The organism is Marinimicrobium hydrolyticum (assembly GCF_030848505.1).
GTDB lineage: Bacteria > Pseudomonadota > Gammaproteobacteria > Pseudomonadales > Cellvibrionaceae > JAVDDU01.
Genome location: NZ_JAVDDU010000001.1, coordinates 669,892 through 696,427, shown reverse-complemented (window position 1 = coordinate 696,427; position 26,536 = coordinate 669,892). Strand labels below are relative to the sequence as shown.

Annotated in this window: 29 protein-coding genes; 6 read left to right on the top strand and 23 right to left on the bottom strand. The window is 55.3% G+C overall.

The annotated features are described in order from the left end of the window. The first annotated feature begins 76 nt into the window (after nucleotides 1–76). The 4 genes from tusD to RBH33_RS03080 are packed head-to-tail and all read left to right on the top strand — an operon-like array spanning nucleotide 77 to nucleotide 1,507. Nucleotides 77–484: a sulfurtransferase complex subunit TusD gene (tusD, locus tag RBH33_RS03095; RefSeq protein WP_306730656.1), complete on the top strand. Its 408-nt coding sequence runs from the start codon at nucleotides 77–79 to the stop codon at nucleotides 482–484. A gap of 4 nt (nucleotides 485–488) precedes the next feature. Next, nucleotides 489–854 (top strand): sulfurtransferase complex subunit TusC, encoded by a 366-nt coding sequence (gene tusC / locus RBH33_RS03090; RefSeq protein WP_306730655.1) that lies wholly within the window; start codon nucleotides 489–491, stop codon nucleotides 852–854. Nucleotides 855–860: 6 nt separating this feature from the next. Beyond that, on the top strand, nucleotides 861–1,169 hold the full coding sequence (gene tusB / locus RBH33_RS03085; protein WP_306730654.1) for a sulfurtransferase complex subunit TusB: 309 nt from the start codon (nucleotides 861–863) through the stop codon (nucleotides 1,167–1,169). 5 nt (nucleotides 1,170–1,174) lie between these two features. Beyond that, entirely contained in the window at nucleotides 1,175–1,507 is a 333-nt protein-coding gene (locus RBH33_RS03080) for a TusE/DsrC/DsvC family sulfur relay protein (protein WP_373568213.1), read from the top strand. Here the strand turns inward: RBH33_RS03080 and RBH33_RS03075 are convergent, their stop codons facing one another. The 9 genes from RBH33_RS03075 to RBH33_RS03035 form a co-directional block, all read right to left on the bottom strand. After that, the gene (locus RBH33_RS03075; protein ID WP_306730653.1) at nucleotides 1,508–2,875 is read right to left on the bottom strand and encodes an alanine/glycine:cation symporter family protein; all 1,368 of its coding nucleotides are present in this window, start codon (nucleotides 2,873–2,875) and stop codon (nucleotides 1,508–1,510) included. Between the two features lie 17 nt (nucleotides 2,876–2,892). Further along, nucleotides 2,893–3,894, bottom strand: coding sequence for a 1-aminocyclopropane-1-carboxylate deaminase/D-cysteine desulfhydrase (locus tag RBH33_RS03070; RefSeq protein WP_306730652.1), 1,002 nt, complete (start codon nucleotides 3,892–3,894; stop codon nucleotides 2,893–2,895). A 51-nt stretch (nucleotides 3,895–3,945) separates the two neighbouring features. Beyond that, the gene (gene yajC, locus RBH33_RS03065) at nucleotides 3,946–4,275 is read right to left on the bottom strand and encodes a preprotein translocase subunit YajC (protein WP_306730651.1); all 330 of its coding nucleotides are present in this window, start codon (nucleotides 4,273–4,275) and stop codon (nucleotides 3,946–3,948) included. 161 nt (nucleotides 4,276–4,436) lie between these two features. Further along, a complete protein-coding gene (locus RBH33_RS03060) occupies nucleotides 4,437–4,880 on the bottom strand; it encodes a helix-turn-helix domain-containing protein (RefSeq protein WP_306730650.1) in 444 nt (147 codons plus the stop codon). Nucleotides 4,881–5,213: 333 nt separating this feature from the next. Next, nucleotides 5,214–5,687 carry a thioredoxin-dependent thiol peroxidase gene (bcp, locus tag RBH33_RS03055; protein ID WP_306730649.1) on the bottom strand — a complete coding sequence of 158 codons (474 nt, stop codon included), beginning with the start codon at nucleotides 5,685–5,687 and terminating at the stop codon, nucleotides 5,214–5,216. Between the two features lie 151 nt (nucleotides 5,688–5,838). Further along, nucleotides 5,839–6,720 carry a carbon-nitrogen hydrolase gene (locus tag RBH33_RS03050; RefSeq protein ID WP_306730648.1) on the bottom strand — a complete coding sequence of 294 codons (882 nt, stop codon included), beginning with the start codon at nucleotides 6,718–6,720 and terminating at the stop codon, nucleotides 5,839–5,841. Then, complete coding sequence (locus tag RBH33_RS03045; protein WP_306730647.1) at nucleotides 6,713–7,762, bottom strand: agmatine deiminase family protein; 1,050 nt, start codon at nucleotides 7,760–7,762, stop codon at nucleotides 6,713–6,715. The genes RBH33_RS03050 and RBH33_RS03045 overlap by 8 nt, the downstream gene beginning before the upstream one ends. A gap of 62 nt (nucleotides 7,763–7,824) precedes the next feature. Continuing rightward, nucleotides 7,825–8,400, bottom strand: a complete 576-nt coding sequence (locus tag RBH33_RS03040; protein WP_306730646.1) for a hypothetical protein — start codon at nucleotides 8,398–8,400, stop codon at nucleotides 7,825–7,827. Between the two features lie 13 nt (nucleotides 8,401–8,413). After that, nucleotides 8,414–10,012: a hypothetical protein gene (locus RBH33_RS03035; RefSeq protein ID WP_306730645.1), complete on the bottom strand. Its 1,599-nt coding sequence runs from the start codon at nucleotides 10,010–10,012 to the stop codon at nucleotides 8,414–8,416. Between the two features lie 97 nt (nucleotides 10,013–10,109). Between RBH33_RS03035 and RBH33_RS03030 the strand changes: the two genes are divergently transcribed. Continuing rightward, on the top strand, nucleotides 10,110–10,601 hold the full coding sequence (locus RBH33_RS03030) for a J domain-containing protein (protein WP_306730644.1): 492 nt from the start codon (nucleotides 10,110–10,112) through the stop codon (nucleotides 10,599–10,601). Here RBH33_RS03030 and RBH33_RS03025 read toward each other — a convergent pair. Genes RBH33_RS03025 through RBH33_RS03010 form a run of 4 tightly spaced genes read right to left on the bottom strand, consistent with a single transcriptional unit; the run spans nucleotide 10,581 to nucleotide 13,574 of the window. After that, on the bottom strand, nucleotides 10,581–11,399 hold the full coding sequence (locus RBH33_RS03025) for a methyltransferase domain-containing protein (protein WP_306730643.1): 819 nt from the start codon (nucleotides 11,397–11,399) through the stop codon (nucleotides 10,581–10,583). The genes RBH33_RS03030 and RBH33_RS03025 overlap by 21 nt on opposite strands. A 5-nt stretch (nucleotides 11,400–11,404) precedes the next feature. Then, nucleotides 11,405–12,016: a MiaE family protein gene (locus RBH33_RS03020; RefSeq protein ID WP_306730642.1), complete on the bottom strand. Its 612-nt coding sequence runs from the start codon at nucleotides 12,014–12,016 to the stop codon at nucleotides 11,405–11,407. Between the two features lie 23 nt (nucleotides 12,017–12,039). Next, the gene (locus tag RBH33_RS03015) at nucleotides 12,040–12,510 is read right to left on the bottom strand and encodes a DUF1289 domain-containing protein (protein WP_306730641.1); all 471 of its coding nucleotides are present in this window, start codon (nucleotides 12,508–12,510) and stop codon (nucleotides 12,040–12,042) included. Between the two features lie 8 nt (nucleotides 12,511–12,518). After that, nucleotides 12,519–13,574, bottom strand: coding sequence for an SMP-30/gluconolactonase/LRE family protein (locus tag RBH33_RS03010; RefSeq protein WP_306730640.1), 1,056 nt, complete (start codon nucleotides 13,572–13,574; stop codon nucleotides 12,519–12,521). Between the two features lie 434 nt (nucleotides 13,575–14,008). Here RBH33_RS03010 and acnB point away from each other — a divergent pair, with 434 nt between their 5' ends. Then, on the top strand, nucleotides 14,009–16,627 hold the full coding sequence (gene acnB / locus RBH33_RS03005; RefSeq protein ID WP_306730639.1) for a bifunctional aconitate hydratase 2/2-methylisocitrate dehydratase: 2,619 nt from the start codon (nucleotides 14,009–14,011) through the stop codon (nucleotides 16,625–16,627). A gap of 114 nt (nucleotides 16,628–16,741) precedes the next feature. Here acnB and RBH33_RS03000 read toward each other — a convergent pair whose 3' ends face one another. From RBH33_RS03000 to RBH33_RS02955, 10 genes are all read right to left on the bottom strand, one after another. Then, the gene (locus RBH33_RS03000) at nucleotides 16,742–17,242 is read right to left on the bottom strand and encodes a GspH/FimT family pseudopilin (protein WP_306730638.1); all 501 of its coding nucleotides are present in this window, start codon (nucleotides 17,240–17,242) and stop codon (nucleotides 16,742–16,744) included. A 50-nt stretch (nucleotides 17,243–17,292) separates the two neighbouring features. Then, entirely contained in the window at nucleotides 17,293–20,511 is a 3,219-nt protein-coding gene (locus RBH33_RS02995; RefSeq protein ID WP_306730637.1) for a pilus assembly protein, read from the bottom strand. 26 nt (nucleotides 20,512–20,537) lie between these two features. Further along, entirely contained in the window at nucleotides 20,538–21,032 is a 495-nt protein-coding gene (locus tag RBH33_RS02990) for a hypothetical protein (protein WP_306730636.1), read from the bottom strand. Beyond that, on the bottom strand, nucleotides 21,029–22,192 hold the full coding sequence (locus RBH33_RS02985) for a PilW family protein (protein ID WP_306730635.1): 1,164 nt from the start codon (nucleotides 22,190–22,192) through the stop codon (nucleotides 21,029–21,031). Before RBH33_RS02985 ends, RBH33_RS02990 begins: the two co-directional genes overlap by 4 nt. Further along, on the bottom strand, nucleotides 22,189–22,764 hold the full coding sequence (gene pilV / locus RBH33_RS02980; protein ID WP_306730634.1) for a type IV pilus modification protein PilV: 576 nt from the start codon (nucleotides 22,762–22,764) through the stop codon (nucleotides 22,189–22,191). Before pilV ends, RBH33_RS02985 begins: the two co-directional genes overlap by 4 nt. Before the next feature lie 2 nt (nucleotides 22,765–22,766). Further along, nucleotides 22,767–23,150 (bottom strand): type IV pilin protein, encoded by a 384-nt coding sequence (locus RBH33_RS02975; protein WP_306730633.1) that lies wholly within the window; start codon nucleotides 23,148–23,150, stop codon nucleotides 22,767–22,769. Between the two features lie 303 nt (nucleotides 23,151–23,453). Then, nucleotides 23,454–24,518 carry a molybdenum ABC transporter ATP-binding protein gene (modC, locus tag RBH33_RS02970; RefSeq protein WP_306730632.1) on the bottom strand — a complete coding sequence of 355 codons (1,065 nt, stop codon included), beginning with the start codon at nucleotides 24,516–24,518 and terminating at the stop codon, nucleotides 23,454–23,456. Beyond that, nucleotides 24,515–25,195 carry a molybdate ABC transporter permease subunit gene (gene modB / locus RBH33_RS02965; RefSeq protein WP_306730631.1) on the bottom strand — a complete coding sequence of 227 codons (681 nt, stop codon included), beginning with the start codon at nucleotides 25,193–25,195 and terminating at the stop codon, nucleotides 24,515–24,517. Before modB ends, modC begins: the two co-directional genes overlap by 4 nt. Then, nucleotides 25,173–25,997, bottom strand: a complete 825-nt coding sequence (gene modA / locus RBH33_RS02960; RefSeq protein WP_306730630.1) for a molybdate ABC transporter substrate-binding protein — start codon at nucleotides 25,995–25,997, stop codon at nucleotides 25,173–25,175. The genes modB and modA overlap by 23 nt, the downstream gene beginning before the upstream one ends. Nucleotides 25,998–26,098: 101 nt before the next feature. Beyond that, nucleotides 26,099–26,482 (bottom strand): winged helix-turn-helix domain-containing protein, encoded by a 384-nt coding sequence (locus RBH33_RS02955; protein WP_306730629.1) that lies wholly within the window; start codon nucleotides 26,480–26,482, stop codon nucleotides 26,099–26,101. Between the last annotated feature and the right edge of the window lie 54 nt (nucleotides 26,483–26,536).

Below are 26,536 nucleotides of genomic sequence, written 5' to 3'. Positions count from 1 at the left end.
CGAGAATTCTTTAGCAGGTAAGCCCCGCTCCGCGGGGCTTTTTCGTTTCAGAGCATCTACGTGGAGGGGCCGCATTGTGGTCAGTCGCCCTTTAGTCTTTTCCCTCGCTGTCTATGGCGCTCCTTTTTCCGCCCAGGCGAGTCAGACAGCCTACGCTTTCGCAAAGGCTCTCATCGACGTCGGTCACCGGCTCGAACGCGTGTTCTTTTACCAGGACGGCATTCACGCCGCCAACGTTTTGGCCGTGCCGCCCCAGGATGAAGAGAACCTCACCGAAGCCTGGCACAGTTTGGCCAGAGAGCACCAGGTGGAGCTGGTAGTCTGCATTGCAGCCGCGCTGCGGAGAGGATTATTGAACGGCGAGGAAGCCCAGCGCTACGGAAAACCGGCCAGCAACTTGGCCCCAGGCTTTGAGATCGCCGGATTGGGTCAGCTGCTAGAGGCGGCTGTCACCAGTGATCGTCTGATAACCTTCGGAGCGTAACGGCATGAAAAACCTTTTGTTTGTCAGCCGTCATGCACCCTACGGGACGGGCATCGCTCGGGAAGCTCTGGATGCCCTACTCGGGGCCAGCGCGTATGGGCAAAATCTCAGCCTGCTGTTTATGGACGATGGGGTCTTCCAATTGTTAAATGCCCAAAATCCCAGTAAGCTTAATCAAAAGAATTTAAGCGCCAATTTGCCCGCCTTGCCGTTGTACGACGTAGAAAATATTTTTGTGCACTCCGAATCCTTGCGCGCTCGCGCGCTGCATGCGGACGATCTGGTGCTTGAGCCGAAATTATTTAAAGTGATCAGTAGCCAGGAAGTGGCCGAGCTGATGAATCAACAGGATCAACTTTTGAGCTTTTGAAGCGCCATGAGCACACTGCATACCGTGAACAAGTCGCCCTTCAGTCATTCGACGCTGGCCTCCTGCCTGTCGATATGCCAGCCCGGAGACGCTCTGCTGTTGATTGAAGACGGCGTCTACGGAGCTTTGGCGTCTTCCCCCCAAGCTGAACAGCTACGCGCTGTGCACGCCAAGGGCGTTCGCGTGTATGCTTTGGAACCGGACATAGAAGCACGGGGGCTAGTGGGACGACGTTTGGACGAAGTGGAGTTGTCCGACTACGCAGGCTTCGTGCGTCTGAGTAGCGAGCTGCGCTGCGTCCAGAGCTGGTACTGACGCTCATGCCGTTGGTGGTAAACGGGCGGGAATTCGCAACCGACAAGGACGGTTATCTGGTACACCGGGAAGAATGGTCCCCCACCGTGGCCGAGGCCCTGGCCACTCAGGAACAAATTACTCTCACGCCGGAGCACTGGGAAATCCTGGAACTATTGCGTGAATTTTATCATCAGTACGAATTAGCGCCGGCCATGCGGCCGCTGGTCAAGCAGGTTGCGCTTAAACTGGGCCCGGACAAAGGCCGCAGTATTTATCTGATGCAACTCTTTCCGCCCAGCCCAGCTAAGGTGGCCAGCAAGATCGCCGGCTTACCCCGCCCCACTAATTGCCTGTGATCAGAGCCCCAGCGGCTCGCTGCGCTCAGCGGTAAAATACTCACGCGTCAACGCGACCACCACCCCAGACAGACAAATCAAAGCAATCAAGTTCGGGAGTGCCATCAGGCCATTGAGAATATCCGCGCTGATCCACACCAGCCCCAGGCTCATGTTGGCTCCCACCGGAATGGCAAGAAGCCAAACAACCCTAAACGGCACGACCACCCGCTCCCCCATAAGGTACTGTGCACAACGCTCACCGTAATAACTCCACCCCAAAAGCGTCGTAAACGCGAACAGCGCGAGACAGATCGAGATGAGAACGTCACCATAGAGGATGACCCCGGCAAACGCCTCCTGGGACATGCTGGCGCCCTGAGCACCGCCTGACCAAGCACCCGTGACAATCAAAACAAGACCGGTGACTGTGCACACTACGAGGGTGTCTATAAACGTGCCCAGCATGGCAATAAGCCCCTGGCGAACAGGGCTGTCGGTTTTCGCAGCGGCATGGGCGATAGGCGCACTCCCCAAGCCCGCCTCATTGGAAAACACACCGCGCGCCACCCCGAACTGGATGGCCATCATAACCGTCGCGCCAGCAAAGCCGCCCTGGGCAGCCGAGCCCGTGAAAGCACTGCTGACCACCAGCGCAACCGCTGCTGGAATGTCTGGGATGTGCAGCAATAGAATCAAAAACCCCGCCAGCAAATATGCCGTTGCCATAAAGGGCACCAGTTTACCGGCAACATTGGCCAGACGTCGGACGCCGCCAATCAACACAATCCCCACCAGTAGCATAAGTACCACGCTGGTGATCCAGGGACTTAACCCGAAACTCCCCTGCAAGGCGTCCGCCACAGAGTTCGCTTGCACGGTATTGCCTATTCCGAAGCCTGCCAAGGTACCGAACACCGCAAACATTACGCCGAGCCAAGCCCAGCGTTTACCCAAACCGTTCTTGATGTAGTACATGGGGCCGCCCACATGGCGTCCCTGCGCATCTGTTTCCCGATAATGCACGGCGCACACCGCTTCGGCGTACTTGGTCGCCATACCCACCAACGCACTGCACCACATCCAAAAAAGCGCACCCGGTCCACCGATGCCAATTGCGGTGGCCACCCCGACAATATTGCCGGTACCAATCGTGGCCGACAGCGCGGTCATAAGAGCGTTAAAGCTACTGATATCCCCTTTTCCCTGCGGCTTGCGCCCTCGAGCCAGCTGACGAAAACCGGGGCCCACGTTGCGCAACGGCATGCCTTTCAAACGCAGCATCAAGAACAAGCCAGTGCCAAGGATCAGCACCAACATAAACTCTCCCCACACAAGGGACTGGATGGTTTGCAGACTGTGCTCGAGATACTCCAGGGCACTTTCCATAGAAAAGCTCTCGTTAATTATTGTTGGTTAAAAAATTCGCGGTAGGGAAACAGACCGAACACGCCGCCAGTATGAACGAAAACGATATCCCGACAGCCTTGAAAACGCCCCAACGCTATTTCCCGCAGCATGCCGTAAAACGCTTTACCCGTATAGACGGGATCAAGCACCAAGCCTTCTGTTGAAGCCAATTGACGAATGGTATCGAAGACCTCCCTACCCGCCTTAGCGTAACCCTCACCTATGTACGCATCGATCACCTCTGGCTTACCCAGCCCCGCTGGTGCTGACACGGAATATAAGCGGCAAAGAGACTCAATATCGGCAAGCGCCTTAGTGCGGAAATACTCCGCGTCATCACAAACAGCCATGCCAAGAACTTGAGTCGTCGGACAATAGAGTCGATGCCCTAAATGCAATCCGGCGAGTGTTCCGCCCGACCCGGACGCGCTGATGACATACTCCGGTGAAATATTATGACGAGTATAATCTTCGCTCAGCTCCTGACTGGCCTGCACGTAACCCCAGGCTCCGTGTCCGTCACTTGCACCCGTAGGTATTACCCAAGGATTGCGCCCTTGCCCACGACACTCCCGTGCCCAACCATCCAGTAGTTCCTGCTGCTTTGCTTGATATACGCTCGCCGGATAAGTGCGAATCTCTGCACCCGCCAATTGATCCAACAAATAGTTTCCATCCGGAGGTTGCTCGGATTCTCCGCGCAATAACAAACACACTCTAAGCCCGAGCTGCGCGCCTAACAGGGCCGTTGCACGACAGTGATTGGACTGCAGACCACCGCAAGTGATTAACGTATCACAGCCTTCGTCTAGCGCTTTGGCCAGAACGAATTCCAGTTTACGGATTTTATTTCCACTCAGTGAGCAACCTGTAAGGTCGTCGCGCTTTACCCAAATGCGGGGTCCACCATAGCGGGCGGAGATTCGATCAAGAGGTTGTAAAGGCGTAGGCGTTTGAGCGAGGGATAAACGGGTAGGAAACCGAAAAGAGTTCGTCATGGCAAGTTCCTGACGTATCTCGGACCGCGAAGCGGCCCGAGATAGTGCATCTTAAACGGACTTAATTGTGCCTTTCGGAAGCACCGCGTGAACGGCCACTTTTTGAAATTTCAGCTCAGTGCTGTCGTTGACCTGCAGCACGATATAGTTGTCATCTACTTTGTTGATTTTACCCAGCATGCCGCTGGTCATAATCACTTCGTCACCTTTGTTCAATGACGACACCAAGTTCTGATGCTCTTTCTGCCGCTTCCGCTGAGGGCGGATGATAAACAGATACATGAACACAAACAGACCGGCGAACATGAGCAGTGTAACCATGGGGTTGGCGCCTTGGGGGGCGGCATCTTGAGCCATGGCGGCGGGAATAAAGAAATCCATCAAACTAGCCTCTCGTCATTCTTGAAAAGCGCTAACTCTACCTTGTTTGGGTAGTCCAGGCAATTGGGGAGTGAGGAGGCAAACAGGAGGGAAGAAAAGAATGCGACCCGCCCGAAGGCGGGTCCAAGGCGTCCGGCTGCCTGTGGCCGGATGGTTGAAACTCAGGCGTAATCGCGGAACAGCTTGCGGAACACGCTGGGCGACAAACCAGTCCAGCGCTTAAAGGCGTTGGTAAAACTGGTCCGATCGGAGAAATCCAGAGTTTTGGAGACTGCGTCCACACTCATGTGCCGGTCGATAAGGTATTTTATCGCGTAGTGAAAGCGTAGGCTGTCGCGCAACTGAGCGAAATTTGCGTTCTGCTGCTGCAACCGGCGCTGTAGGGTACGCTTGGACAAGCCAAGGTCTTCGGCGATGTGATCGATTGCCAATGAGGATTGGCCAACCCGGCGATGCAGTACCTCAAGTACCTTAGCGGAAATTCCCTCAGCTTCGGGGATTTTTGCTAATTCGAGATACTCGTGGTACGACAGTACCCCGGGGGTCGCGAATGCGTAGGGTGTCCCCTCTCCCAAACGATCATCAATACGTTGTAGCTGAATCATACGGCGTCTCCTTCTGCCAAACTTAACGGGCATTTTTTTGAGTGAACAATTCCGGTGCTATTGCGTTATCGCTCGGGCGATTATCGCCGCACCAGCCAAGTTTACAACCAAACTCAGGCTTACCTGCCAAAGTTGGGACCTAGAAGCCTTATCAGGGTTCCAGCGTTTCCCGGAATCATTTATACGCTACTTTGCGCATTTAAATCCTGACTTACATCAATCTAGTATAGGTCAACATACTAAATCTGTCGCTTAGAGTGTCAAAAATTTCGACTCTTTGCGGGACAAATGTCACATTTCGCCAAAAAATGTCACCTGCTGGCGCAATATTCTTTAAAAATGCTCCCGAAGGTAGGCCAAGACGTCCTGATCGTGCGTTTTGGTTTTCACCTTATCCAGAATATGGCGCAGTTTTCCCTGTTTGTCTATGAGGAAAGAGGTCCGAAGTATGCCGTCGTATTCCCGCCCCATAAACTTTTTCGGCCCCCAAGCACCGTATTTGTCCGCAACAGCGTGGTCGGGATCCGAAAGCAGATCGAAGTTCAGGCCCTTTTTGTCGATGAACTTCTGCAGTGCTGGGGGCTGATCGGGACTGACGCCAAGCACCACGGTATCCAGCTCCGCCAAATCCGTCATGGCATCCCTTAACCCACACGCCTGAGTGGTGCATCCCGGTGTAGAGGCTTTAGGGTAGAAATACAACACCACGTTTTTCTTACCCTTAAAATCCTTGAGGCTGACCGTTTCGCCGTTTTGGTTCTGTAAGCTGAATGCGGGGGCAAGATTGCCGATTTTCGGAAAAGCCATAAAGCAAAACTCCTGTTATTTGTACTAAAAAGAAATGACAGCATTTCCTCGTCATTCCCGCGAAAGCGGGAATCCATGACAGACACTAAAACGCGAGTTCAAAAAGCTGGATCCCCGCCTACGCGGGGATGACGAAGCTGATAAACAGTGCTTAGTCGCGGTACAACTTAAGCAGGTCACCATAGTGATCGATTCGTCGGTCGCGCAGATAGGGCCAGATGCGTCGGACGGACTCACTGCGCGCCAGGTCCACCTTCACCAGGGCGTTCTCGGGTGAGCCTGTGCCGGCGCTGTATAGGATTTCGCCCTGGGGGCCTGCCACAAAGCTGGTGCCCCAGAAATCAATGCCCTCGCCCCCCGAGGGGTTGTCCTCATACCCTACCCGATTCACGGCTACGACGGGTAAGCCGTTAGCGATGGCATGAGAGCGCTGTATAGTCACCCACGCCTGGCGCTGGCGCTCCTGCTCATCGGTGTCGTCCTCACGGCTCCAGCCAATGGCGGTGGGGTAAATCAGCACTTCGGCTCCGGCCATGGCCATTAGCCTGGCCGCTTCCGGGAACCACTGATCCCAGCACACCAGTACGCCCAACTTTCCCACAGACGTGGCGATGGGTTGAAACCCCATGTCGCCGGGAGTGAAGTAAAACTTTTCGTAAAATCCCGGGTCGTCGGGAATGTGCATCTTACGATACTGCCCTGCAATTGAGCCGTCGGAATCCAGCACAACGGCCGTGTTGTGGTACAAGCCCGGCGCACGTCGCTCAAACAGGGAAGCCACGATAACCAAATTTAACTCACGCGCCAGAGCGCCCAGGACATCTGTCGTGGGGCCCGGAATCGACTCAGCTAAATCGAAAATGGCGGGATCTTCCTGTTGGCAGAAATACACACTGCGATGCAGCTCCTGCAAAACCACAAGTCGCGCACCTTGTGTTGCCAAGTCACGAATAGCGGCAACGGTGGTTTCAAGATTGCTTTTAAGATCAGCGCTACAAGCCTGTTGAACTAGGCCGATGGGCAATTCAGTCATGTTGGTAAAGCACTCCTTCCGGAATCTGCATGGTAATGCAGTGCAGGCTGCCGCCTTGCTCGATCAAGGTATGGCAAGGAATCCCCAGAATGTCATAACCGGGAAACGCGTTAGAAACTTGCTCCAAAGCGTCTTCGTCAGTCAGGCGATCATACTGCGGAACCAGCACGGCGTTATTAATGATCAAAAAATTCGCGTAGGTGGCCGGCAGGCGCCTGCTCTCGTCATCGTCACTGAACACGGCACCCGGCCAAGGCAAAGGCACCAGGCGGTAGGCCTGTCCATCGGCGTTGGTTAGGGCTTTAAGCTCTGCCTCCATGGCCTGAAGCTCTTCAAAGTGTTCATCGTCGGGATCGTCGCATTGCATGTAGGCAATAGTATCGTTCGGGCACAGCCGTGCCAGCGTGTCGATGTGACTATCGGTATCGTCCCCGGCCAGGTAGCCGTGATTTAGCCAGTTGATTTTGCGTACTCCAAAAGCCGTTTTCAGGCGCGCTTCCACTTCCTCCCGAGACAAATCCGGATTGCGGTTTGGGTTGAGCAAACAGGCACTGGTGGTGAGCAAGGTGCCGCGCCCATCCACTTCGATTGAACCCCCTTCCAGCACCCAGTTTTGAGCTTCCAAAGTCGCACCGGGAAAGGCGCCAGACTGGTGCAAAGTGAGTGTAACGGCATTGTCCAGTTGATGGGGGTGTTTGCGCCCCCAGCCATTAAATTGGAAGTCCAGCAATTTGGGGCCGTTGGGGGTGCCCACTGTGATCGGACCATGATCCCGCGCCCAGGTATCGTTACTGGGGACAGGATACAAATGCACGTCCTCGGAAGGCACCTTCATGGTTTCCAGGCGCGCGCGCACGGTTGCGACTTCGTCGGCCGGCGTCACAATCACGAGATCCGCGTAATCCACAATCACCGCCGCAAGCGCTTCGTAAAGCGGCACCACCTCGTCCAGAAGATCCTTCCAGTCGCTGTTTTTGTGCGGCCAGGTTAGCAGTACCGCATCCTGCGGTTCCCACTCGGCAGGCAGACGCTGCTCGGACATATACACACCTCAGTAAACGGAGTTAGCGCGGCCTACCCGCGGCGGCGCCATTGTAAACTAAATCAGGGTTCGTCGACTCGCTCTCGGGCGGGCAGTGAATGAATTTTCTCGCCGCTACTCGAAGTGGTGACGGGCGGCTCCATGTGAGGTTGCGCCATAGCCGCATCACCCGCATTAACAATTACCGCCAGCGCCCTAAACTCCACCTGTGCTTCAGGGCTATTAACCTGAACCGCAAGATTTAAGTAGTGGCGGCCGGGCGAAGGCGCGTACAACTCCACCGGCAAATGGTATTCACCGCCTGCGGATAATTCGAAGGTAAACTCTTGAGGACCACCGAGCACTTCTAAAGAGTTCGCACCGGCCACTTGCACCACCATTTCCCCTTGCGTGTAAGCAGACTGCAGGGTCACGGTAAGGGCCTGTGCTTCTCCCGGTTTAAGCTCCACGGGCTCCAGGTCCGCCAGCTCAACGTGCGCCACTGGCTTACCGGCGCCACCGGAATGCTCGTGGGTGTCATGTGCATGCCGTTCTCTTTCCTCCGCTCCTGCGGCGACCGAGCCGCCCGTACATCCGACAACGGCCCAAGTCAATGTCACCAGTATTGCCCACTTAGTTTTTTCACAAAATTTCTTCATGCAGAATCTCTCATCAGAGGTGGACACGCACCGCTAAGCAGGTGTTAACACCGGCCGTATTGGCATTGAGGTTTCGCCAATCGTACACTTCAAGAACGTATTCGCCAGGCGCTAGCGTCACCTGCCTCTGTAATAGGGAGGCGCCCTCCTGAGCGGGGCGGGCAAGCAGCTCTCCACGTTTAAATAAGCTGAAGCCGAGATTCGCAGAGGGGCTACCTTCTGCGGTCAATTCAATTCTATAGTCCCCGGCTGCCCCAATGCTCAACGACAGATACTGGCGATTGAGGAGCTTGTTGTACTGACCATAGTCGGCTCGACTGCAGGCGATCACTGGGACTCCATCAGGAAGCAGTTCACGATAAACCGGTAAGCTATCTTCGATACCGCCACTGTTGGTTTCACCTGCGCCCCACTCACCTCTAGCAAAGATATTCTCCTGGAGTAGAAAGTCATCCAACCCGCCCGGTCGATTCTGCTCGAATTGATCGGCGAATAAGTAGATGGAAGTGAGGCTTTGCGCCTGACGATAGTCCGGGCCACTGAGTGTTTGATGGAAAATACCGTACTCCCGCTGATTGTTTTCAGACGCGTAGTAACGGTAAAAAATATCGCCCACGGACGCTTCGCTGTACCAGCCTTGGGGCTGAGTCCCACCATCCTGGCCCAGTACAAACCCTCCGGCCAAGGCTTGGCCAGGACCCACCGAGTCGCGATACAGAGGGTCATCCAGCATCATGGCGGCGAAGGCGTTGGCAAAACCTTCAGACAAGGCCACGCGCATATCGAGAATATTCTGACGGCTATGCGGCCCGCCCGGCGTATCAGTACGATATAGAAGATGCTCAAGATAGTGGCCCCACTCATGCAGCACCACATGGCGATCAAACTCATCGGTGTCTAGGTCGGCATCGCCGAGCAGATAAATTTCACCGTCTAGGTAATAACTGGTACCAATGTCGCCATCTTCAATCTCGCCTTGAGCGGGGCGGTTATCTGGACTCCAGAAGACGGTCAAAGGCGGGAATATCTGCTCGGGCGCATATTCCAAAATCCGCTGCTTACCCAGGTACAGCGTATCCAACACCGCGAAAGGCCCTGAGGCGCGGGACTCGGAATAAGCTTCACCATCCCATCCTGAAGGCGCATGGAGGTTACGGCGCGAGTCTCCGTCACCCGTTGAGCGCAAAGTGCCATCGAGCGCGTACAAGGCATTGCCTTGCGTGTTGTCCCGAATGGTTAGATCCCAACCGGGGGTTCCCTCTCGCTCCAACGCCGCCAAAACACGAATTTGCGCCTGAGTTTGCGCCGGTACGGAAAAGCGGTACTCGCCATCGTTGTCCGTCAACGTTCGGTCGAGCGTCTCACCTTGATCATCGAGCAGCAGAACCTGGGCTCCGCGTACTGGCCGCTCTTCAGAGGCGCTGTAGTCTAACCCCGCGCCAAACCCCGATTGCGAACTCGTCGCAAAAGGCACAAAATCATACGTGACCCGGCCCGACAGCTCCTGCTCGCCCACTGTGGGCTTTTCGGTCTCCGAGCCGCGACTGCTGTCGCAGGACACCAAGACGAACGAGAATCCGATAGCGAAAACAACCAGTCCACACGACTTCATCCAAGCTCCACGGCATTAGGCTATAACCCTTAGGTCCCAATCGGTATAATGACATCCGCACAGCCGGGTGCCAACATTTCATGTTCGAGTGAGCTTTATGATAAAAGTTTTATTGGCGCTGATTGCTGTGATTGGCGCGTGGATATGGCTGGCAAAGTTGCGTAAATTGCCTCCGGAAATCCAGCGCAAGCAGTTGTTAAAATACGGCGGCTGGGCATTGTTGGGCGTGTTGATTTTTATGGCGTTGACGGGCCGCTTGCATTGGCTGGTGGCTGTACTGGGCGCTATGGTCCCAGTGGTGAAGTTTCTCCTGGCTATTGGTTTGCAGATGTTTCCACTCTGGCGCCAACGTCGTCAACAACAGCAGCAACAAGGCCATAGTCCCGCCCAACAGGGAATGACCACTGACGAAGCCATGGCCACTCTGGGGCTAAAAGAGAAGTTCAAACGCGAAGAGCTGACTCGCCCGGTGGTGGTAGATGCGCATCGACGCCTGATGCAGCGATTGCACCCGGATCGCGGCGGTAGCGACTATTTGGCCGCGAAAATCAACGAAGCCAAAGAAGTCCTATTGAAGACGCTGGGCTAACACATGCTGATAGCGGCCCAAAGCGCGATACGGCTCTTGCTGGGATAACGCCAACTCCAATTCCAACAGCTGATCGGGGTTCTGTTCCCGCAAGGCCTTGTCCAGTATGTAATCGTGAAATACCCGAATCCCGCTGGTGCAAACGGTTTGCAACGGCAGACCTTCCATCCAGCCGTGCACATCGTCCGGGCGCAGAGGGTTAATGGGCGTCAGACTGCCGCGAAAGCCGCCATAATCCTGCTTCTGAACTTTGGCAAAATTGCCGCGCAAGAGATTTTTGTAGGCCATGGCGTGCACATTGTAAAACGTCAGAGACAAATAACCGCCAGGGGCCACCATGGCGGTGAGTGCGGACAACAGTGCCTGCGGATCAACCACCCACTCCATAACGGCGTGACAAAGCACCAAATCAAAGGCCCCACCCTGCTCCGCCTGTTGTTCGGATAACGCCTGTATTGACTCTTGCACTAACCTAACCCGCTCTTCAACTCCGGCCGATACGGCCTGAATCTTAGCCAGCTTGAGCATCTCCTCGGAAATGTCACACAGCACCAACTCATGGCCCGCTTGCGCAAACTGTATGGAAAACTGACCTTGGCCACCACCGGCATCTAATATGCGCAGGGGCTTTTGATTCGGAAGTTTGGGAACAAACGGCGGCTGGGCCCAGTGACGAGCAAAATCCCGCTGCAGTACCGCCAGGCGAATTTTACCTTTCAATCCACCGTAGACGTTACGCTGAAAACGCGCGGCCAAATCGTCAAAGTTGCGGTCTTCTAATGCACGTTGTTTGGGCATAGGACTTAGGCGGCCTGCGGCACGCCGCTGTGAAAGCGGAAGGTATCGTCGGGCGATTCAATGAGCGATTTTTCCAATTCAAGAAAAAGAGCAATGCGCTCGTCGATGCTTTCGTCCCTGGCGGCCTTACGGGCCAATGCCAAGTAGTCCTGATAGTGACGCGCTTCGGATTTCAAAAGAGACAGATAGAAATTTTTGAGTTCTTCGTCCAAATGCGGCGCTAACTTAGCAAAACGCTCACAGGAACGAGCTTCAATAATCGCACCTACAATCAACGTATCCACAAGGCGCGCGGGATCGTGTGTGCGCACGGGTTTGCGAAGCTCTGAGGCGTAGCGGCACGGAGTAATCTGTGCATAGGCCACGGAGCGCTTTTCCATGAGCGTCATAACCTGTTCGTAATGGCGTAGCTCCTCCCGGGCCAGACGGGACATTTTGTGCATCAGCTCAAAATCTTCCACGTAGCGATACATTAAGGTCAGCGCGGTAGAGGCGGCTTTCTTTTCGCAGTTGGCGTGATCGAGCAACAACAGGCTTTGGTTTTCCAAAGCCCAGCGAACCCAGCTGTCTGGGGTTTCACAGGCGAGAAATTCCTGGATATGAGCAATTGCGGTCATGGAAGGTTCTTGATTCTAAAATACTAGCGTGATTCGTCCGTGGAAAACCCGGGCGAAATATATCGATCGTAATAGGCGCAGGACAGCTCGTAATACTCCCGGTCAATCAGATCGCGTAATTGCGCGAGGGAGACAGCGTCACCCGGTGGTAAAACCCGGACACCGAAATGAGCGGGGTTGTGGATCTGACTGGCACCCGCGCGCAAGAGTTCAAATACCCAGCAATGGGGATCCTGGTCAGGATTAAAACGGATCTGCTGAAGTGTCAGCTGCTGGTGCAGCAACTTCGGATCCACTATTTCTATATGGTTGCGCACCACCTGACTGAGAAAACTCTCCAACCGCTGAGCAATCACCAGCCGCTGATCATGATCATAAGCGTTCCAGTCAATCACCTCATGACTGAAACGCTTGCACCCCCTGCATACCGCATCACCAATTCCGGTGGAACACACACCGATGCAGGGAGTTTTAACCGGTTTAAATATCGCCATCGCCAGCCTTAATTCGGAAACCCGGCAATGTCCAACTCCACCTTCCAGATAGTACCGGCGCCCGCAATGTAAAGTGTGCGGTGATCCGGCCCCCCGAAGGTTGGGTTGGTGACATTGGCATCCACTTTGATAGTGGCCAACTCATCGCCTTGAGGAGAGAACACCCGGATCCGCTGCAAGGTGTGCTCGGTGGCGTAGATATTCCCAGCACAGTCAATGGCCATACCATCCGGAACCGAGACATCGGCAATGTCGACACCTTCGCCGGGCACGCCGTTTTCAATGGGATAGGCGCGCAGAGTACCTTCCTCACCGCCGCCGGCCACATACAAAACGTCGTGGTTCGGGGAGAGCGCGATGCCGTTAGGGTTGGCCATAGTGTCATCCACCACCGTTACCTCGCCGTTTTCAACGCGGTACACGCGCGTCTCCGGCTGTCCGCCCGGTGCCGCCGAACGCTGAAAATCAGGATCGGTGAAGTAAATAACGCCATCGTGGGTTACCGTCAAATCATTGGGGGAGTTAAACACATTGCCCTCAAACTCACCGACGATGGATTCCCGCTCACCGGTATAAGGGTTGTAGCGGGAAATTTCTTTGCGGTCATGGGTCGCGGCCAACAAGTACCCTTCACTGTCGATGGTCAGACCGTTGGTGCCGCTGTTAGGAATCGCCGTCACCATTTCGGCACCCGGGGAATAGCGCTGGATGCGCGAGGGAAACCCGTCCTCAAACGTGAAATCGGAAAAATACAAAGCGCCGTCCAGCCATGCCGGCCCCTCATACAAACCGGGCGCGTCACGCGTGGTCGCGGTGGCCTCGATACGCTCGGCCACCAACTCGCCAGATGGCGGCGTACCTGGCTCAGCCGGGCAAGTCCACTCCTGCGGACGCGGTTCTTGCTCTGCAGGATCCGCTGCAGTGGTTGGTATGGGTCCCTCAGCCGCAGGGCCGGTCGCACCGCGCGGATCGCCACCGGGAGTTTCCGGAGTCTCTGGGTCACGTTCACAGGCCACGAGAAAACTCGCCATTATCAGGCCCATTAAGATCTTATTTGTTTTCATACCGATGTCCTCTTCAGCACCTAGCGCTCCGTACTCGAAAGCTCTGTAATTTGGATAGTCTGTCCCTGGGGTCAGCCCTAAAGGGTTTGTGCCTACCATGGCAGGCGTCTTTGCAGCGCCACAATACCACCGATAAGCCTGAGCGCGAAAGCGGCGCTCGTGTCACGCTCAACGGCAAGCACCTTTTTGGTGCAGAAAGAAGCCGGTTTTAATCGACTTTCCTAAACAAAGCAAACACTCCGGCGACACTTGGCGTCCCTTAACAGCTAAGGGAGGTTCATGTATAATTCGCGCCCGATCTGTCGCGCCAATCCTTTCCCTACCCGCGCGACACACCGGCGGCAAGAGGTCGCCAAATCCATGTCGGTCATGGATAGTCTCCCGCCGCAGAGATCCTGCCAAGGGAGTAAGCCCACAACCAGAGGAAGTCAATTGTGCTTGAAGCCTATCGTAAACACGTGGAAGAACGCGCCGCTGAAGGTGTACCCCCCAAACCCCTGAATGCCGAGCAAGTTGCAGGCCTGGTGGATTTGCTGAAGAACCCGCCCGCCGGTGAAGAAGAGACTTTGCTGGATCTGATTACCAACCGCGTTCCCCCCGGTGTCGACGAAGCCGCTTACGTGAAAGCCGCCTTCCTGAGCGCCATCGTCAAAGGCGAAGCCAACTCTCCTCTGATTGACAGGCCCCACGCTGTCAAACTGCTGGGCATGATGCTCGGTGGTTACAACATCGAGACCCTGGTTGACGTGCTGGACGACGCTGAACTGGCCCCCCTGGCTGCTGAGCAGCTCAAGCACACCCTGCTGATGTTTGACGCGTTCCACGACGTGGAAGAAAAATCCAAAGCCGGTAACGAGTACGCCAAAGCTGTGGTTCAGTCTTGGGCGGATGGCGAGTGGTTTACCAAGAAAAACAAAGTCCCCGAGAGCATCAAGCTCACCGTATTCAAAGTCACCGGTGAAACCAACACCGATGACCTGTCCCCGGCCCAGGATGCCTGGTCCCGCCCGGACATTCCCCTGCACGCCCGCGCCATGTACAAAATGGAACGCGAAGGCCTGAACCCGGAAGAGCCCGGCAGCATCGGCCCCATTAAGCAAATCGAAGCCTTGAAAGAAAAAGGCCACCCACTGGCATTTGTGGGCGACGTTGTAGGCACCGGCTCCAGCCGTAAATCGGCCACCAATTCCGTGCTCTGGTACATCGGTGACGACATTCCGGGCGTACCCAACAAGCGCACTGGCGGTGTGTGCATCGGCGGCAAAGTGGCGCCGATTTTTTACAACACCATGGAAGACGCCGGCGCGCTGGTGTTCGAAGCCCCCGTTGATGATCTGAACATGGGTGATGTGATCGAAGTACGCCCCTACGAAGGCAAAATCCTAAACGCCGACAGTGGCGATGTGATCTGTGAATTCAGCCTTAAATCCGACGTGCTGTTGGACGAAGTACAAGCCGGCGGCCGTATTCCGCTGATCGTCGGGCGCGGCCTGACCACCAAAGCGCGTCAGTCTTTGGGCTTGCCCGTCTCCGAGCTGTTCCGCACGCCTGAGCAGCCCGAGGATACCGGCAAAGGCTTTAGCCTGGCCCAAAAAATGGTCGGCAAGGCCTGTGGTATGGAAGGCGTACGCCCCGGCACTTACTGCGAGCCCCATATGACCACCGTGGGCTCCCAGGATACTACCGGCCCCATGACCCGGGACGAACTGAAAGACCTGGCTTGCCTGGGCTTTTCCGCCGACCTGACCATGCAATCCTTCTGTCACACCGCCGCCTACCCCAAGCCGGTGGATATCGACACTCAGCACACTCTGCCTGATTTCATCATGACCCGCGGTGGTGTCTCCCTACGCCCCGGCGACGGCATTATTCACAGCTGGCTGAACCGCATGTTGCTGCCCGACACCGTCGGTACCGGTGGTGATTCCCACACCCGTTTCCCACTGGGCATTTCTTTCCCGGCCGGTTCCGGCCTGGTAGCCTTCGCCGCAGCCACCGGAGTTATGCCTCTGGATATGCCTGAGTCGGTACTGGTGCGATTTAAAGGCGAGATGCAGCCAGGTATCACCCTGCGTGATCTGGTCAACGCCATCCCCTACTACGCCATCCAACAAGATTTGCTGACCGTGGATAAGAAAGGCAAGAAGAACATTTTCTCCGGTCGCATTCTGGAAGTGGAAGGTCTGCCCGATCTGAAAGTGGAACAGGCATTTGAAATCTCCGACGCCTCCGCTGAGCGCTCCGCCGCCGGTTGTACCATCAAGCTGGGCGAAGCACCGATCATCGAGTACCTCAAGTCCAACATCACCATGTTGCGTTGGATGATTGAGCAAGGCTACGGTGACGTGCGCACCCTGGAGCGCCGCGCGCGCAAAATGGAAGATTGGCTGGCCAACCCCGAGCTGATGGAAGCCGATGCCGACGCCGAGTACGCGGCAGTGATCGAGATCGATTTGGCCGAGGTGAAGGAACCCATCGTGGCCTGCCCCAACGATCCGGACGATGTAAAACTACTGTCCGAAGTGGCCAACACCAAAATCGATGAAGTGTTTATCGGTTCGTGCATGACCAACATCGGCCACTTCCGCGCTGCCGGCAAACTGCTGGACGCCACCAAAGACGAATTGGCCACCCGCCTCTGGATCGCACCGCCCACGAAGATGGACGAACACCAGTTGATGGAAGAAGGCTACTTCAACATCTTCGGCCGCAAAGGTGCGCGCACCGAGATGCCCGGCTGCTCCCTGTGCATGGGCAATCAGGCGCGAGTCGCCCCTAAGTCCACGGTGATCTCCACCTCGACTCGTAACTTCCCCAACCGGTTGGGCGACGGCGCCAACGTGTTCCTGGGTTCTGCAGAGCTGGCGGCCGTAGCGGCCATTATGGGCAAACTCCCCACCCCGGAAGAGTATCTGGCCTACGCCAAAGACCTCGACAGTATGGGTGCGGAAATCTATCGCTACCTGAACTTCAACGAGATCGAGCAGTACCAGAAGTCTGCGGATGAAGGTAAACGGATTGCAGCGGTGCAGATCGAAAGCGTCGCAGTGTAGCTCGACGGTTTTAACTGTCTAAAACAAAAAAGCTCATCAGGTGACTGATGGGCTTTTTTGTTGTGTAACGTCTAACGGATCAGATAATTGCTGTTAAAAAACAGGACAGGATTGTTAAGAGCAGGTCGCCGTATATTTCGTGTCTACCGAAGTACGACCGGTGGCACTGATGGTCACCTGTCGGTCTTGAGAGCCGACACTCGGAGTGGCGCGACAGACCTTCAACGTTGCCTGGCTCGCACCTACCCCGGATGGCTGGAACGCAATATTGTTGACTGTGGATAGGATTTTGAATCCTGGGGAGGCCGGTGACTCGTGTCTAATCACGGTATTTTCGTGTAACACTACCCAGCCCTGCTCCCAGCTCGCATCAGCGTCGCTCGAACAGCTAGTGCCGTTGGTGGACACGCACATTCTGACAACGCCGTTGCGTTTGATTGCTTCGCTACGCGCCAGCATAGCGCTGGCAACCAGGCTGTTGGCGTGCGAACGGAGCTTGCTGTTAAGCGAAACCTCCTGGAAAGTCGGCACGGCCATACCGAGCAAAATTGACAATACCGTCATAGTGACGATCAACTCGATCAGCGTAAAACCGTGCTGTCTACGTTTCATCATAGAAACTGTTCCCATCGAAGTTTGAGTGGGACTCATAACAACCCCTCCCATCACGGCTGCTCAACATTCCAGAACACGCGAGCCTTGGGCTGCCCTGCGGAACCCGGAGTTGGCGGTGTCGAACCTTCGAGCGGCGAGTTAGGGCTAGCGCCGATGATAAAGGGCACCGTGCTGCCATCGTCCAGCGTGACCATGCCCGCCACCGGAGAAGGCGGTAGACCGCCACCAACAAGGCTTTCACTTCGGAGTCCGGTGCCATTGGCACTGGCGGCATCGCGGTAATCAATGTTGTAGACGTGTGAGTTACCAAGACTCGGGCAATGGCCCTCTGGTGGCACCGGAGGCTCAGGTTGATGAGTACTGAAGGTTACGACACCAAAGACAGTAATAGCAGAGGTCACGACCTGCTCGTGCGGAGCCATACGCAACGCCCAGCCCTTCTTCGCGTTCACTTCGCTCAGGTCCGGGTCATTCTCGTCGTCTATCATCACCAGCGAATTTAGACAAATTGTGGGCTCATCCGAACAATTGCTACTTTCATTGCTCAACCACTCCTCGTCCGCCGGCTTATCCTTGATCATAAAGAAGTAATTTTGGACGTTGTAAGTTATCTCGTAACTTGCCAGGGGCTTTTCCCGGTCACCGGACCCCAGCATCAGATAGTGGGTACCGGTACTGGTGTCCACCACCACATCCGGGGAAAACAGAAATTTCCGATTGGCGTTACAGCCTGCTGTCGTGCCGCAGCCGAGCGAGGCAATCGTGGTAATGGTCCAATCCTCCGGCTCATTAACACCGATAGTTATACGATAAACGTAGCCGCCGGTGTCTGCCGCATAAGCGTATGTGGCCCGACCATTACTATCCCTCACGATTGAGATATCGCCGATCACGCTGCGGGTAGTATTCAAAGTATTCAACAATTCACCGGTATCGGCGTTCAGCACATAGATTTCGCTGCCTTTGGGATTGGCTGTGCAGCTATGATTGGCGGCCTTAGTCACAGTCACAATCTCAGTGTCAGTCTCAAGATCAATCTCTACCTCAGTTTCAACAATTTCTTTGTCTTCACAAGGGTCGTATCCGCCACCCATGATGAGCAAAGGTGAATCGTAGCCAGCGGCCTTCAGGTTTTGGGGAGCTGACCAGGTTTGTCCGATGCCACTGAAGCCGTCGGTGCAACCTGTGTCATTGTCCAGATTGGGGCAGCCCTTCTTCCACTTCAGCGTAGGGTTATGCAGGTCTTTTACGTCGAAGGCGTAAAAAGCCCGGCCGCCACGGCGCATGGTGGCGTAGATCCAAGCCTTATCGTCCGGGCCTGTGAGATCGCCACTGTTGTTTGCATCTGACCAGTAAGCCGTGACGGCGCCGTCCATGCCGTAGTCCTTGCGTGCGCGATGGGTTACGGCCGAGCCAGGAAAGTCAATATACTTTCCATCTTCCGACCCGTCATTGTGACGCAGACGTCTTAGATTGCCGTAGAACTCCGGTGGCATAAAGGACCAGAGCTCGCCACCCGCGGGTACCGCGTCGATAGATTCGGATCGGTTACCATTGATTGCTCGTAGTATGCCGTCGTTACCACCGTAGAATACAGCCACCTTCGGCTGGCCGGGCGTACCAAAGTTAATAGCGACGGGACGGGAGTGCACGATATCGCCGTGTGCGGAGGGACGCATTTTATTTGCATCCTCGCTCCTCTCGCTATCCACATCGAAGCCGCGTGCCCAGTTGATCAGTTCACTACGCTCTTCATCGTTCGAAGCACCAAGCAAGCCCTTGTTAATTGCATTGTTGTCGACATTGAAGTCAGTCAAGGTTGTGCAAGAACCGAAATTGGGCGAGCAGGTTTTAAGGTTGCGCGTGGTACTGTCACGAAGCACATAGCCCTGCGCCCCCTTCTCGACCATATTGCCGTCGGGGTAATTTGAATTTGCTGACCCGGCCACAGCCATACAGGTTTGCTCGAACCCTGGGGTCATAAAGGACCAGTAGCTGTCCACAGATTCCGGAGTCCAGAAGCTCCGTGCACACTCGGTAATAAAACCGGTCGAGGTGTTAACCGCTTGACGGTAAGCATCAGAACCTTCAGGCGGCTGGAAAGCGTCCACCAACTTCAGTTCATTGTTGACCTGAGCCAGCCGATACTGTTTCAGGTTGCCCGCCCAGCGTGGCAGTGTCTGCGGGTCCGGGCGAAACATGCCCACATACACCTGGTTCAGGTAGGTACCCTGAGTGTTCACGCTGACGGGCAGACTGACCGAGGCAAACACACTGTTGACAGATTGAATTTCGGAAAAGATTGTCAGTAACGCGTCGGAAATTTCAGAGCCAGCGGTTTCTTCGTTCTCATCATCGGAGCCAGAGGAAACCGGAAAATACTTCCCGCCACTGATCTCAGCCATGCTTCTTAGCAGTGCGCTATTGCCCGGGCCGTTACCACCGGTACCGGGGTCTACGTCAAGGGTATAGGTAACGACGCCCATACTCTGGTGGAGAAACCGTGCCCACTCGTCGGCATAATTGTCCTGGTGTGAGCTTTCGGACAGTTGGATTTGAGTCCTGTCTCCCCCCGCCGCATAAAGTTCGTCGCCCGCAGCTCTGTTGCGATTGGAATTGTCTTTCGTGACGTTGCCGCCTGAAGTGGTGTTGCCTATGTAAATGATAAACGTGCGGCCGTCGCAGCTCGCGGAATCGATCGGGCTAATGTATTTTGTGGCAGTAGAAGAGCTAAGGGCATTACCCTCAAGCGCCCAAACAGCTCGGCTCTCATCCGTGACTTTGTTGTCGTCATTGGTGTTACCGGCGTAGTCACGCAGATCATTCGACAAGGTCACACTGGCGGCGGTAGTCTCCATACCGTTGAGATAGCGGTAGGCTTCCGACATGGTTCTCGCCAGGGTTCGGGCCGACGCCCTGTCGTCGACCCTATCCAGCTTGTCTATCATTTTTGTGTATTTGGGTAGGTTGTCTGAATTCATTGGACGAATTGCGGCTCTGACGTAACCCACCTCTGGAGCGCCATACATCATAAGGCCGACATTGACACCATCTAAGGGCAGCGACTCAAAAGTGCGTACTAGCGCTGCTTTCTCGTTTTCGAATGCGTCGTTCCAGTTCCCCGTATTGTCGAGGATAATCAGCACATTAGGGGCATCACCCGGAGTCAGTGGCGGCGAGACGAACAGGTCGATGTCTTCCGCCGTCACAAACGAATATGCCATCAGCAAGGCCGCTGCGAATAGGCTTTTGAGCATTTTTGAGTTCATTTTAACTTCCTCTGGCCTAGCCAACATTAAGTAGTAGGACACACAGCGTCTTTTTCCGCCTGTGAGAGCAGTACACGCACGCCGGAGCGTACCCGTACCAGAGCGCCGCTGGCGGGATCATTTACAGTGGCGTCGAGGCTCCACACCGTGTTCCACGAGGATGCGGTTGACATTGCAGCCAACGCTACGCTACTGAGAGCGGCAGGAGTGGCTTGCGTGGCGCGGATACATTCAGGCGTGGCAATCGAAACAATATAGTCCGGAGTGTCGTCGCCGTTAAGATCAACCTCAAGAGTTTGAGCAGAGGGAGCTGTGGTAAAGGCCGAGCTGATGACTTGCTCTATGGCGACATTGGCCGCCGCAATGGCTTCATCACGCATCTGCATATTGCCTACGGCCTTAAGGTTAGTGCTGCTGAGCGAGAAAGCGCTGGCAACCATTAAAGTGAACAGCAACAGCATAATGAGCGCGATAATCAAGGTCGCACCTCGCTGAGCCTTCATTAAAACCATTGGCTTCACGGTGTTTCCCTCCTTCCGGAGACATTGATCAGGCGTACGGAAGTGGAATACACATGCCGCTTGAAATTATCGTTGAATGGACCAAGTTCGGTGGAGCCTAGTACGTGCTTCTTCGTGTTGGTGTACCCAGTGGTGCCTTGGGTAGCGCGCACCAGAAAATAAATCTTGGCTGCAACTACATTAGTCAGTTGGTCTTCATCACAGGGGGTTGCACAGCGGATAAAGGCTCCGTCGGGTGCGCCATCACCCCGATTGGTAGGGGAAACCTTGTTGTTTGGGTTGGGCCAGTTGACTGCTGTGTCGTAGTTCACACTTGAGCCGGAGGCGCTCAGATGATCAATCCCCAGCTCAACTTTTAGGTCTTCGATGCCTTCAATAAGTGCCTCTGCGGGCAGGTGGGTCAGCTCTCCGGAGGCAGCGTTGTGACCGAACTGCGAGCGCATAAGTGTGGGGATGCCGTCACCCTCAGTGATCGCATAATCGCGGATGTAGTAAATGTGGGAGACGAACCTGCGAGCCGTAGCAAAATCGGTGCAAGTTCTTACCCGCAGGTCCAATTCTGAAACGTCATCGACGAGTTTGAAAGGCGATGTGTCATCGTTACACAAGGATGCCTGAAAGTAGAGCTGATTTGCGGCACAGGATCCAGTAACGTTAGGGTCACAACGGGTCGCGCCCGCGTGGCGAACCACCAGAATATCGGTATCGGCCTTGCGGTTGTTAATAATGCCGGCGCAGGTTCCAGGAACGTTTTGGTGAAGCTGGACCGCGATGCCTAACAGGTTGTGCTTGTGATCCGCATCCCAATCACTTTCGCTATAAGCTAAACAGGGATCGGGAACGGCTGTTGGGACGTCGGTGGGAACTTCTTCCCACGTCAGATCATCGAATTGCGGCACATGAGTATCCCAAAAACCACCGTGGGTAAGATCCGTTTGGAGCAATTGAATGGCGAAGCGGCCGTTTTCAATCAAGGCGCTGGTCTTGGCCAACTCGTCGTTGTTTCGACTGGTATTGAGAAAGAGCTGGAGAATGCCCGTCGTCAGCACCAGCCCAAGGGTGATGGCAACCATCATCTCGATCAAGCTGAAACCACGCTGCACTTTTGCAGCAATTCCGCTAGAGGTATTGAGCTGGGCTCTGGCTTTGAAGTTGATCATAGCGTGGCCACCCGTACTACTGTGGTAACGGTACGCCGGCAAAGATCGTTCTTGCAGCTCGAGCCAGGCTCACCGTCATAGCTGTTTTTGCCGCAGGCAACGCTGTCCGGCGGTGCCGAAATTGGGCCAGTGCCCTGCCAGGCCACGGTAATTTGGAAGCTGCCACTGCCGAGATTCTCTATGCAACCGCGCCCACCCACCATGGCGCCGACCCGGGCATCATCGATTGTTTCTGCCGCACCCTGAAGAGCCTCGCACCACTCCTTCGCATCAATTTGCTGGCGTGTGCTGGTGCTGGTAGCGGCGGGACAGTTAGTCATACCTACGCCCAATGGATTATCTGTTCCGGTGACATAATCAATAGCGTTGTTCCGATTGACGGCGATACGATGAGCCATGTCATTCAACAAAATCAGTGCCTGGCTGCGCTGATAAGCTTCCATCTCTGACATTTGCAGACGCGCTTGCAGTGCGGCAGTACCGAGTAAGCCAACGGCCAAAATAATGAGACTCACCAGCAGTTCTATCAGCGTAACGCCGCGCTGAGCAGGTTTCGGGACGAAGGTGCGCATGGTTACCATTTCTCCGCAGGGGTCTTTCTTCCTTCGTGATTTAGAGTCAGGTTGCCGTCACTGGCCTGTGAACCTTTTGGTTCGAACGTGATGGTGAAAGAAGGCACCGCCGTGGTGCCCAGGGTAATTGTGTAGCCGTAATGGCTGCTCACATCGCTAGGCAGCGCATAGCCGCTGTCTTCGATTTGGGCTTTCGTGGCATAGGTTCGGTTGGCCAGGAAATACTGCTGCTGGCGATTGGCTATATCCATCATCTGCGCTTGAGCGGCGGTGCGGTGGCCGCGAGTGATGTGATCCTGGTAACTGGGAAAAGCGATCAATGCCAGGATGGCTATGATGGCGAAAACCATCATTAATTCGATGAGTGTAAAACCAGCTTGCCGCATGAACTGAACTCCTCTTATCAGTACATAAACTTTAGCACGGCGTGGGATTTTTATCCCATATCCCGACAAGTGGTTGTTTGATAGCGACGAGCGGTGTGGAGTCCTGCTACGACCAAGCAGGTGCCGACGACAAGCACCTACTCCATGTCTTTCAAGCTATAAGGGCGGGATAAATTTACGATTCCGGTTATTACCACCGTTTACTGAAGGGTGATGAGTAAGGTATAGCCGTAGGCATGGGGCAAATCAACCTGGGACAAGCAGACTAGCAAATTTTAATTTAGACAGCCGTATTCAATACGCTCAAGATACCGCCACCGCCTTGAACTGCACGACAACCGCCATACCTGGCGCCAGCTCAAGCAGGTCACGGGACCGACGGGTGATGCGAGCCAGCAGCTTTGTTTCACCCAAAGCCAGAACCACCAACTGGTGGGCCGGGTGTGGATCATCACACAGGGCAGTAATACGCGCGGGCACTTGGTTTAAGGCACTTCCCTGCTGCTGTTGGACCAAGTTAATGGCAACATCGCGGGCTGCTACCCTTACCCGTACCCGATCCTGCTGCGGCCGCACGCGAGCAGGCACCTGCATCTGCCCGCCGGAAAAACTTAGACTGAGCAAATGGTAGGACTCGTCAAAATCGGTCACCTGCGCATCAATCACTGAGGTAGCGTTGTCCGCGTGCGCTAGGGGCAAATCCGTGCGTGTCATGAGTTCTGCCGGCGTGCCGGAGGCGAGTAAACGCCCCTGCTCCAGCATAAGCATATGGTCGGCTAGCCGCGCAACCTCCTCGAGGGCGTGCGTCACATAGATCACGGGGATGGAGAGAGATTGATGTAATTTATCCAACCACGGCAGGATATCGTTTTTGCTAAGCTCATCCAGCGAAGCCAGGGGTTCATCCATCAGCAGGAGTTGCGGGCTGGTGAGCAAGGCGCGGCCGATGGCGACGCGCTGGCGCTGCCCGCCCGACATCTCAGAAGCGTACCGGTCTAAAAACGACTCCAAACCCAGTAACTCAACCACGTCCTCTGGGTGTAAATGCCGTTCAGCTTTGGGGATGCGTTGGTAGCCATACCGAAGATTTTGCTCTACCGTCAGGTGCGAAAAGAGCGCACCCTCCTGAAACACGTAACCCACCGGCCGCCGATGCGCAGGCACGAAAAGCTCAGCATGTTGCCAGGGCACTCCGTTAACGATCAGCTGCCCCTTGCAGTGTGGCTCAAGTCCGGCGATACAGCGTAGCAAGGTGGTTTTACCGCACCCCGAGCGGCCAAACAGTGAGGTTATCCCCCGATCGGGGATCTGTCCTTCCAGCGCTAATCGAAAGCCTGGACGCTCAAGTGTGAAGTCGAACTCGATCATGCCACGCTCACCCTAAAGCGCCCGTTAACGGCGTAGAGTGCAAATAGCATGGTGAATGACAGCACCAACAGAAACCCGGATACCCGATGTGCCGAGGCGTAATCGGTCGCCTCCACATGGTCATAGATGGCGATGGAAATCACCTGAGTTTCACCGGGAATATTTCCGCCGATCATCAACACCACGCCGAACTCCCCCAGAGTATGAGCAAACCCCAAGGTGGCAGCGGTTAAGAACCCCCGACGCGACAGCGGCAAAGTTACCGTGATAAACCGGTCGAGGGCGCTGGCTCGAAGTGTCGATGCGGCTTCAAGCGTTGTCCGGCCAATACCGGAAAAGGTGTTCTGCAACGGCTGCACCACAAACGGTAAGGAATACAGTACGGAGCCAATCACCAATCCGGTAAAAGTAAACGCGAGCGCCGGCCCACCCAGTGCCTGTACTGGCCCCTGGGCACCCAGTAGCATTAGCACGTAAAAACCCAGCACCGTGGGGGGCAGCACCAGCGGCAAAGCCACAACAGACTCCACCGCCACTTTGATTCGCCGCTGGCTGGTGGCCAGCCACCAAGCCAGAGGTGTACCCAGCACAAGCAGAATTAAGGTTGTGACCCCGGCAAGGCGCAAGGTCAACCAAAGCGCGGCCCAGTCAGCCTCACTGATTCCCAGTGCAGACATGGCGCGCCTCGTCATCGGGAATCAGGTAGCCGTCAGTTTGGATCAGAGCGTGAGCCTTTGAATCACACACGACCCAGTATAAAAAATCGCTCGCCCAGGGATGATCGGCACCGGCTTTTAAAAGTACAACTTCCTGCACGATGGGCGGATAACTGTCAGCTGGGGGCTGCCAACGGGAGCCGGACGGCTGCCGACGCTCATGCAGGATGACTTGAGATGCCGCAATAAAACCCACATCCGCATTACCGGAACTGACAAAGTTAAACACTTGACCAATGCTCTGTCCGGTTACCCGTTGTCCTCGCGCCAGCTCAATGCCGGCATCCTCCAGTAAGGCTTCGGCCGCCGCACCGTACGGAGCGACGCGTGGGTTGGCGATAGCTAAGCGGTTGAATTCACCGGAGCGTAAAAACCCTAGGCCATCCTCTGGAATCAACGCAGGATCTGAACTCCAAAGCACCAGTTGCCCCAGCGCATAAGGAGTGCGGCTAGCGGCGAGTGCGTCGCCACTGGCCACTAAGTCCGCAGTACGCTGATCATCCGCCGAGAAAAACACATGGAAAGGCGCGCCCTGGCGAATCTGGGCAAAATGCTTACCGGATGAGGCGCTACTGACGCTTGCCCTGAATTCGGGGTTTTCAGTCTGATACTCTTCCACCAGGCTGCGCAGGGTGTGATTAAAGTTGGCGGCCACGGCAATGCGCAGCTCGGCCCCCATCCCATAGGAAGCCCAGAGCAGCACCGACAAAGCTGTTATCAGCGTTGAGTAGCGGCGTAGCGGGCCTGAAGGTCTATGGGGCATACGGCATCCCATTATATACGAGCGGAAATAACGAGAAAGAGTATAGTCGAGCGCACACCCCACCCACAAGTCACCCGGGTAACGGGAACGCAGCCTGAGGGCTACTGAGCTTCAAGGGGCTTGGCGCGCAAATGTTTTTTTAACCGCAGAAAGCCGGCTTGACTCGCGGCCGCCACTTCGGCCTGCAAGGTTCGGTACTCGGTGAGAACCTCAGACCCGAGCGGCGTCAGCCGTGCACCGCCACCGCGACTGCCTCCTGTGGAGGTCTCCACCAAAGGCTGTTTGAAGCACCGGTTCATGGTATCCACCAACAACCAGGTACGCCGATAACTCATACCCAGTTTTTTGCCTGCAGCGGATATGGACCCAGTGTGTGCAATGGCTTCCAAAAGATCGGCCTTACCTGGTCCCAACGCAATTTCTTCGTCGAGCAATACGCGCACCTGTGGCTTCAGTTTGGCGCCTTTGCCGGGAGTGCGCGTCATAAAGCCTCCGTATCAAGTGTGTGAATTAATTTACGTTATATCCTAGCACAAGGT

Bases quoted from the DNA above. Each gene is read 5' to 3' on its own strand.
- tusC (WP_306730655.1), top strand. From the start codon at position 489: ATGAAAAACCTTTTGTTTGTCAGCCGTCATGCACCCTACGGGACGGGC.
- tusB (WP_306730654.1), top strand. From the start codon at position 861: ATGAGCACACTGCATACCGTGAACAAGTCGCCCTTCAGTCATTCGACG.
- RBH33_RS03080 (WP_373568213.1), top strand. From the start codon at position 1,175: ATGCCGTTGGTGGTAAACGGGCGGGAATTCGCAACCGACAAGGACGGT.
- RBH33_RS03075 (WP_306730653.1), bottom strand. From the start codon at position 2,875: ATGGAAAGTGCCCTGGAGTATCTCGAGCACAGTCTGCAAACCATCCAG.
- RBH33_RS03070 (WP_306730652.1), bottom strand. From the start codon at position 3,894: ATGACGAACTCTTTTCGGTTTCCTACCCGTTTATCCCTCGCTCAAACG.
- yajC (WP_306730651.1), bottom strand. From the start codon at position 4,275: ATGGATTTCTTTATTCCCGCCGCCATGGCTCAAGATGCCGCCCCCCAA.
- RBH33_RS03060 (WP_306730650.1), bottom strand. From the start codon at position 4,880: ATGATTCAGCTACAACGTATTGATGATCGTTTGGGAGAGGGGACACCC.
- bcp (WP_306730649.1), bottom strand. From the start codon at position 5,687: ATGGCTTTTCCGAAAATCGGCAATCTTGCCCCCGCATTCAGCTTACAG.
- RBH33_RS03050 (WP_306730648.1), bottom strand. From the start codon at position 6,720: ATGACTGAATTGCCCATCGGCCTAGTTCAACAGGCTTGTAGCGCTGAT.
- RBH33_RS03045 (WP_306730647.1), bottom strand. From the start codon at position 7,762: ATGTCCGAGCAGCGTCTGCCTGCCGAGTGGGAACCGCAGGATGCGGTA.
- RBH33_RS03040 (WP_306730646.1), bottom strand. From the start codon at position 8,400: ATGAAGAAATTTTGTGAAAAAACTAAGTGGGCAATACTGGTGACATTG.
- RBH33_RS03035 (WP_306730645.1), bottom strand. From the start codon at position 10,012: ATGAAGTCGTGTGGACTGGTTGTTTTCGCTATCGGATTCTCGTTCGTC.
- RBH33_RS03030 (WP_306730644.1), top strand. From the start codon at position 10,110: ATGATAAAAGTTTTATTGGCGCTGATTGCTGTGATTGGCGCGTGGATA.
- RBH33_RS03025 (WP_306730643.1), bottom strand. From the start codon at position 11,399: ATGCCCAAACAACGTGCATTAGAAGACCGCAACTTTGACGATTTGGCC.
- RBH33_RS03020 (WP_306730642.1), bottom strand. From the start codon at position 12,016: ATGACCGCAATTGCTCATATCCAGGAATTTCTCGCCTGTGAAACCCCA.
- RBH33_RS03015 (WP_306730641.1), bottom strand. From the start codon at position 12,510: ATGGCGATATTTAAACCGGTTAAAACTCCCTGCATCGGTGTGTGTTCC.
- RBH33_RS03010 (WP_306730640.1), bottom strand. From the start codon at position 13,574: ATGAAAACAAATAAGATCTTAATGGGCCTGATAATGGCGAGTTTTCTC.
- RBH33_RS03000 (WP_306730638.1), bottom strand. From the start codon at position 17,242: ATGATGAAACGTAGACAGCACGGTTTTACGCTGATCGAGTTGATCGTC.
- RBH33_RS02995 (WP_306730637.1), bottom strand. From the start codon at position 20,511: ATGAACTCAAAAATGCTCAAAAGCCTATTCGCAGCGGCCTTGCTGATG.
- RBH33_RS02985 (WP_306730635.1), bottom strand. From the start codon at position 22,192: ATGATCAACTTCAAAGCCAGAGCCCAGCTCAATACCTCTAGCGGAATT.
- pilV (WP_306730634.1), bottom strand. From the start codon at position 22,764: ATGCGCACCTTCGTCCCGAAACCTGCTCAGCGCGGCGTTACGCTGATA.
- RBH33_RS02975 (WP_306730633.1), bottom strand. From the start codon at position 23,150: ATGCGGCAAGCTGGTTTTACACTCATCGAATTAATGATGGTTTTCGCC.
- modC (WP_306730632.1), bottom strand. From the start codon at position 24,518: ATGATCGAGTTCGACTTCACACTTGAGCGTCCAGGCTTTCGATTAGCG.
- modB (WP_306730631.1), bottom strand. From the start codon at position 25,195: ATGTCTGCACTGGGAATCAGTGAGGCTGACTGGGCCGCGCTTTGGTTG.
- modA (WP_306730630.1), bottom strand. From the start codon at position 25,997: ATGCCCCATAGACCTTCAGGCCCGCTACGCCGCTACTCAACGCTGATA.
- RBH33_RS02955 (WP_306730629.1), bottom strand. From the start codon at position 26,482: ATGACGCGCACTCCCGGCAAAGGCGCCAAACTGAAGCCACAGGTGCGC.